Source organism: Rudaea sp. (genome assembly GCF_036383415.1).
GTDB lineage: Bacteria > Pseudomonadota > Gammaproteobacteria > Xanthomonadales > Rhodanobacteraceae > Rudaea.
In genome coordinates this window covers 21,377-27,691 of sequence record NZ_DASVOK010000174.1, presented here as the reverse complement: position 1 = coordinate 27,691, position 6,315 = coordinate 21,377, and the positions used below count along the sequence as shown (strand labels likewise).

General features: G+C 65.4%; 4 protein-coding genes. 3 read left to right on the top strand and 1 reads right to left on the bottom strand.

Translation table 11 applies throughout. The features are described from left to right. On the bottom strand, positions 1–4,878 hold a 4,878-nt coding region (locus VF497_RS06885; RefSeq protein WP_330887020.1), incomplete at its 3' end, for a beta strand repeat-containing protein. Here VF497_RS06885 and VF497_RS06880 point away from each other — a divergent pair. The 3 genes from VF497_RS06880 (at position 4,868) to VF497_RS06870 (ending at position 6,311) form a co-directional block, all read left to right on the top strand. Further along, positions 4,868–5,281: a hypothetical protein gene (locus tag VF497_RS06880; protein ID WP_330887018.1), complete on the top strand. Its 414-nt coding sequence runs from the start codon at positions 4,868–4,870 to the stop codon at positions 5,279–5,281. The two genes, VF497_RS06885 and VF497_RS06880, sit on opposite strands and share 11 nt — an antisense overlap. A 105-nt stretch (positions 5,282–5,386) precedes the next feature. Then, positions 5,387–5,704: a hypothetical protein gene (locus VF497_RS06875; protein WP_330887016.1), complete on the top strand. Its 318-nt coding sequence runs from the start codon at positions 5,387–5,389 to the stop codon at positions 5,702–5,704. A 7-nt stretch (positions 5,705–5,711) separates the two neighbouring features. Continuing rightward, positions 5,712–6,311, top strand: coding sequence for an ECF-type sigma factor (locus tag VF497_RS06870; protein ID WP_330887014.1), 600 nt, complete (start codon positions 5,712–5,714; stop codon positions 6,309–6,311). Positions 6,312–6,315 lie beyond the last annotated feature (4 nt).

The following is a 6,315-nucleotide window of genomic DNA, read 5'->3' as shown; positions in this document are numbered from 1 at the left end:
GACGGTCGCGTTCACGCTGGCCGGCGCGATCGCCTGCATGTCGGCGATCGCGACCGGCGTCTGCACGCAGTGCGGGTCGTCCGCGGCGCATGAGGTCGGCGGCGTACAGCCCGCCTCGGTGCAGCCTGGCGGCAGCGGCGGTGGCGTGCAGCCAGCGGCCGTGCACGAATGCGGCTGCGACATCAGGTTGGCGATGAACAAGGTGCCATCGGGAATCGATGCGTCGACAACGAAGCTGGCCTTCACCGTCGCCGTGCCGTTCGCCGACACGCTGGCGAAGGTGATCGAACACAAGGTGCCCGCCGCGGCGCCGCCGCTGCACGTACTCGTCGCAGTCGTGGAACCGCTGCCGACCGCAGCGAATGTGGTATGCGCCGGGACGACGTCGCTGATCGTGTAGTTCGCCACCGTGCTCGCACCCGAATTGGTCGCGGTGAACAGATAGGTGACGGTCTGTCCGGCCACGATCGGTGTCGAGGTCGTCGCGTCGCGCGTCTTCACCACGTTGATCGTCGCCGCCGTATTCACCGTCGTCGTCGTGCTCGCGCAGTGGGCGTCGCCGACGGCGCAGCTTCCCGGCGTCGGCGGGTTGCCGCCGTTGTTCGGATCGCCGCCGCCACCTACCGAGGCGTTGTTGGTTACCTGCGCGCTGTTGCCGCTCGCGATCGCCGCGGCGCCGACGCTCACCGGCAGGGTGATCGTGTCACTACCGTTGGCGGCGAGGCTGAAGCCAGCCAAGCTGGTGCAGCTGACGTTCTGGCCGGCGTGCGTGCAGCTCCAGCTCGCGTTGCTCGCCAGCGGATCGGTCCAGTTCGGCGTGATCCCGTTGGGCATCGCGTCCTGCACCGTGATCGTGCTCGTCGTCGCCGTCGTCGCACTGGCGTTCGTCACCGTCAATGTATACGCCGCGCCGCCCTGGCCCACCGTCCATGCGCCGTTGCTGTTCTTGCTCAGCTGCAGGCTCGGCGCATCCACCGTCGTGACGATCGTCGACTTGCAGTTGTCCGTCGTCGGACAGGTCGGATCGCCGCCACCCTGCGCCGTCGCCGTGTTGCTCACGCTCGGCGAGGCGCTCGCGGTCGGTGTCACCGGGATGACGAAGCTCTGCGAAGCGTTCACCGCCAGACTCGCCGTGATCGTGCACGTCACCTGCTGGCCGACGTTGCCGCAACCCACGGGCATCGCGCCCAGCGTCAGCGAACCGGGCACGACATCGGTGATCGTGATGTCACCGCTGGTCGGCGCCGTACCGGTGTTCTGCACCTTCAAGGTATAGCTCGCCGCAACGCCGACCGCGAACACGCCGCTCGCCGTCTTCGTCATCTTCAACTGCGGCGCGTTGACCGGATTGGTCGTGCCGTCCTTGCAGCGCGCAGGCAGTGCAGCGGACGCAGTGCCGTCCGCACAGCCCGGATCGCCGCCGCCGGTCGCCGACGCCGTGTTCGTCACCGACTGGCCGTTCACGCCGACCTGCGGCGTCACTTGGATCGCGAAGCTCTGCGTCGCGTTGACTGCGAAGCCGCTCGCCACCGTGCACGTCACCGTCTGCCCGCTCGGATTGCTGCAGTTCGCCGGCAGCGGCGTCACGATCGCCAGGCCCGCCGGGATCGTGTCCGTGATCGTCGTCACTGCGATTGTCGCCGCGGTGCCGGTGTTCTGCAGCGTCAGCGTGTAGGTCGCCGGCTGGCCGACGACGAATGTGGCCGGACTCGCGCTCTTGGTCAACTTGAGCTGCGGTGCCGTCACCGTGTCGGTGGTCTGGCCGCTGCAATGGCCTGCGTTCGGGCAGGTCGCGTCGCCGCCGCCGCTCGCCGTCGCCGTGTTCGCCATGTTGTTGCCGACCGCGGCCACGGTCGGCGTCACCGGGATCGTGTACGTGTGCGATGCGCCCGTCGCCAGACTCGCCGGCACCGTGCACTGGATCTGCTGGCCGCTCGGATTGCTGCAATCGGCCGGCAGCGGGGTGCCGATCGTCAGGCCCGCCGGGATCGTGTCGGCGATCGTGCCGCCCGCGATCGTCGCTGACTGGCCGTTGTTGGTCACCGTGATCGTATAGGTCGTCGACTGGCCGACGACGAAGCTGCCGTTCAACTGCTTCTTCACGTCGAGCTGCGGCGAGTTCACTGCCGTCGTGATCGTCTTCGAGCAACGCGCGGGCGGAGTCGCGGTGGAGCACGTGGCATCGCCGCCGCCGCTCGCCTGCGCCGTATTCGTCACGCTCGGTGCCGCGCTCGCATCGATCGTCACCGGCACGTTGATCACCGGCGCATTCGAGCCGGGCAGCAGAACCGCAGCAGTCGTGCAGGTCACCTGCGTCGCGGTGCTGGTCGAACACGTCCAGCCCGTTCCGGTCGGTGTCGCGGTGATCGTGATGCCGCTAGGCATCGTGTCCGTCACCGTGATCGTGCCCGAGGTGCTCGAACTGCCGCTGTTCGTCACCGTCAACGAGTACGTGCCGTTCGCGCCCACCGCGAACGTGCTCGGCGTCGCCTGCTTGTCGATTGTCAGTTGCGGCGCACCGCCATTGCTGTTCGTCACCGTGCTCGATTTCGCGCAGGGCGGCGTGCTGCAGCTCACCCCGCCCGGCGGCGTCGCCGTCGCCGTATTCACGATGTCGCCTGTCGCGCTCAACTGCGCCGTGCCGCTGATCGCGAGCGTGATCGTCGCGCCGGAGGGCAGGTTGACGTTGTTCAACGCGATCGCATTGGTACTGCCGCTCGCGCCGGTGCCGCCCGCCGTCGTATCGCAGTCCGCGCCGACGCTGGCCGTGCAGGTCCAGCCCGATACCGTCACCGTGCCCGGCACCGTGTCCGCCACGCTGACGCCGTTCGCATCGCTCGGTCCGTTGTTCTTCACCGTGACGGTGTAGTTCAACGCCTGGCCGGGCACGTAGCTGTTCGACGGGCTCGCCGTCTTCGTCACCACGAGGTCCGCCTTCGGTGCCGTCGGCGTATTCGAGGTCGAAGTGTTGTTGCCCGGCGTCGGATCGCTCGACGTCGTCGTCACCGTGGCCGTGTTGTCGAGGCTGCCGCTGAAGCTCGATGCCAGCGTGCCGCCGATTGTGTACGTCTTCGTCGCCGCGTTCGCCAGCGTGCCGAAATTGCAGCTCACCGTCTGACTGCTGATCGAGCACGAACCCGCGTCCGTTCCACCCAGCGAGAGGCCACTCACTGCCGCCGGCACGACATCCGACGTCGTCACCGCCGTCGCCGCGTTCGGACCGTTGTTCGTCACCGTGATCGTCCACGCCACACCCTGCCCCGGCACCGCCGGGTTCGGCGACGCCTGCGTCTTCACGATAGCCACGTCGGCCGAGGCGTTCACCGTCGTCGTCGTGCTCGCACAGTGGCCCGGGGTGTTCGCATCCAAGCTCGTGCAGCTCGCGCCGGGAGTGGGCGTCGTGCCGCCATTGAACGGATCGCCGCCGCCGCCCACCGAGGCGTTGTTCGTCACGCCCGGCGCCGCGGCCGCAGCCACGCTAACCGGCAGCACGATGCTCGCGAGACCGCTCGTTGCCACCAGCGAGGCGGCACTCGTGCAGGCCACCGTCTGGCCACTGACCGTGCAGGACCAGCCGCTGTACGTGCCGGTGGTCGCCGTGATTCCGTTCGGCAGCACATCGGAGACGGAGATCGTTCCGCTCGTCGCCGCGCTGCCGACGTTCTTCACCGTGAGCGTGTATGAAGGCTGCGGGCTGGCTTGGCCCACCGCCCACGGCGCGTTGTTCGCCGTCTTCGCCAGGGTCAGGTTCGGCGCACTCGCGGTCTTCGTCACCGTGCAGGATGAGCAGGTGCTGCCCGTGACCGCGACAGTGTTCGCGATCGTCGCGCCGTCTGTCACCGGAGTTTTCACCGTCACGGTGAACGTCGTGCTCGCGCTGCCGCCGTTCTTGGCGACACTCTGCGTCGCGGTGCACGACGTACCCGCGGGAGCGTTCGCGGCACACGACCAAGCGCCGCCGTCCGGCCCGGTGTAGCTCGTATTCGCCGGCACCGTCTCGGTCAGCGTCACATTGCCTGCGGTGCCGCCGCTGTTGGTCGAAGTGATCGTGTAAACCAATACGTCACCCGCCTTCACGTTCGCGCCCGGCGCGTTGCCGTTCACGCTGGTCAGCGTCTTCGTCGTCGTGATCGAGGCCGGCGTGGCGATGTTGGTGATCGTGCAGTTCGCGCCGAAGTTGGTGTTGTCGAGGTTCGCCGTGATCGTGCGTCCGGTGACCGTGACGTAGCTCGCCGCCGAAGACACGCCGTCGGCGGCGGTGCAGGTAATCGAAGGAGTCGCACTCCAACCGCCGAGCGCGCTCTCGGTGATGACCAGTTGACGCGTGGAAGAGCCGGCGAGGTCGATCTGGACCTGCTGGGTGGCGCCCGCGGTCAGGTTGAAGGACGCCGGCGAGACATTGCCGAGGTTGCTCGGATTGGAGGCGGTGAATGCAAACGTGTCCGTAGCGCCTGCCGGATTGGTCTGCTTAGTCACATTGACCCAACCGCGCACGGTGACCGGAGTACCGGTAGAGGTTTGCAGGCTCGCGGAGGCTGCCTGGCATTTGGATTTCGTTCCGGGCGACAGCCTGTTGTCCGTGTCACCGGTGACCACCACCTGGCCCTGATTCCAGGTGATCAGGTAGGGAATGAGCAGAGCGCCCCCCGCGGTAGCGCTGCACTGCACCTTGACGCCTTGGATCAGCCACTTCTCGACGCCGCCCGCCGCGTAACTGCCCGCCGTATTGCCGGCAAGGGTGGGAGCCAAGAATCCCGTACCCGTCGAGCTGGTCGGGAAGCGTGCCACGGAGCACTGGCCCGTAGTCTGTTGAGGATCGTTGCCGGCCTGGCCGAAGAACAGGCCACCGTCATAGCGGAGGGTATTCGTGCCGGACAAATCCGCCTCGATATCCACGGTGATCGGTTGCCCGGCCACGCAAGTGGTGATTCCGCCAGCAGGCTGCTTCACCGTAGTCACCGCGGTGAATTCGTTGGCGGTGCAATTGAGCGCCCCCTGTCCGGTGAGGGTATTGAAGCGAAAACCCGTGCAGGTCGTATCCCGCGTGGCAGTGCTTGTCGCCGTGATCTGCGCTTGCGCTGCCGCGCACATCGCCAATACCGAAAAGGCCAACGACAAAACCAAAACCCAGCGCGTGAAAGCATGCTGGCGCGAATGCGATTGCGCGCTTATCGAAATACCCATCGTTACCCCTTGTGAGCGTGCAACACCCCGCGCGCGGACTTTTTCAGTTCGCACGATCTCGACGAGACAGGTGTTGGTGAAATTGAACTGCGGTTGAAGAGCAAGACTCATGCCATGTGTATCGGCACTCTATGGACCATCACTCCTCAACGCTTCTCGGCTAATCGATTTTGATGCGACAACTCCTTGCAAACGTCCTTGAATGACCAACCGCGTCACCTTTTGTTACCGGTTGCGTCACATGACCATGGCGAAAATCGCACAAACGGAATTCCGCTCGCGAACCTTCCCGCTTTTCGCGAGGCGAAAGCTCCGCGTTTCATGCGCCGCGTTTCATATATCGCAGAAACGCGACGAATCCGGACATGGTGTGGCCGGCGAAGATCAGAATTTTCGCGCTGTGGCGGATCTTGCCCTGCGCGCGGGTGCGAGCCGAATTTCGGTAATGCAATCGGCGAACCGCCGTTCGCAGCGTTGCGAATCGCTACAATCATCGGAAGTGAAAGCCATATCCATTTGAAATTCTCATGATCGAAACCCCGGATTCGAACGATGAAGTCGTCCTTGATCGTTTGCGAGAAACATTGGATGGTGCGATACGCGATCCGTCCCACAGCCTGGCCTCGATGATGACCGAGGCTTATCGGAGCTTGCTGCGCGTGGCCCATGTGCAGCGCAATACTTTTGGCGCCAGCCCCACCCTGTCGACGACGGCGCTCGTTCACGAGGTTTATCTCAAGCTGCAGGAGTCACCGGACCTGAAGGTCACGGACATCCACCATTTCCACTACCTGGCCATCCGCGCGATGCGCTTCGTGCTCACCGACCATGCGCGCAGAAAGCTGGCACAGAAGCGCGGCAGTGCCATCCCGACGGAAACGCTCGATGAGCACGCCGGTTTCGATGCCGACGACCGCCACGCCGAGCAAGTGATAGAGCTCAACGAAGCCATCGATCGGCTCGGGCAGACATTTCCGCGCATGGCGCAGATCGTTTCGTTGCGGTTCTACGTAGGCTTGAGCGATGCGGAAATCGGCACAGCACTGGACATCGACGAACGAACGGTGCGCCGCGACTGGATAAAGGCCAGGGGTTGGATGATTGGACGGTTGCGAGAAACCGACTGACCTC

Excerpts from the sequence above, each read along its gene's own strand:
- VF497_RS06875 (WP_330887016.1), top strand. The coding sequence starts at position 5,387 with ATGACCAACCGCGTCACCTTTTGTTACCGGTTGCGTCACATGACCATG.
- VF497_RS06870 (WP_330887014.1), top strand. The coding sequence starts at position 5,712 with ATGATCGAAACCCCGGATTCGAACGATGAAGTCGTCCTTGATCGTTTG.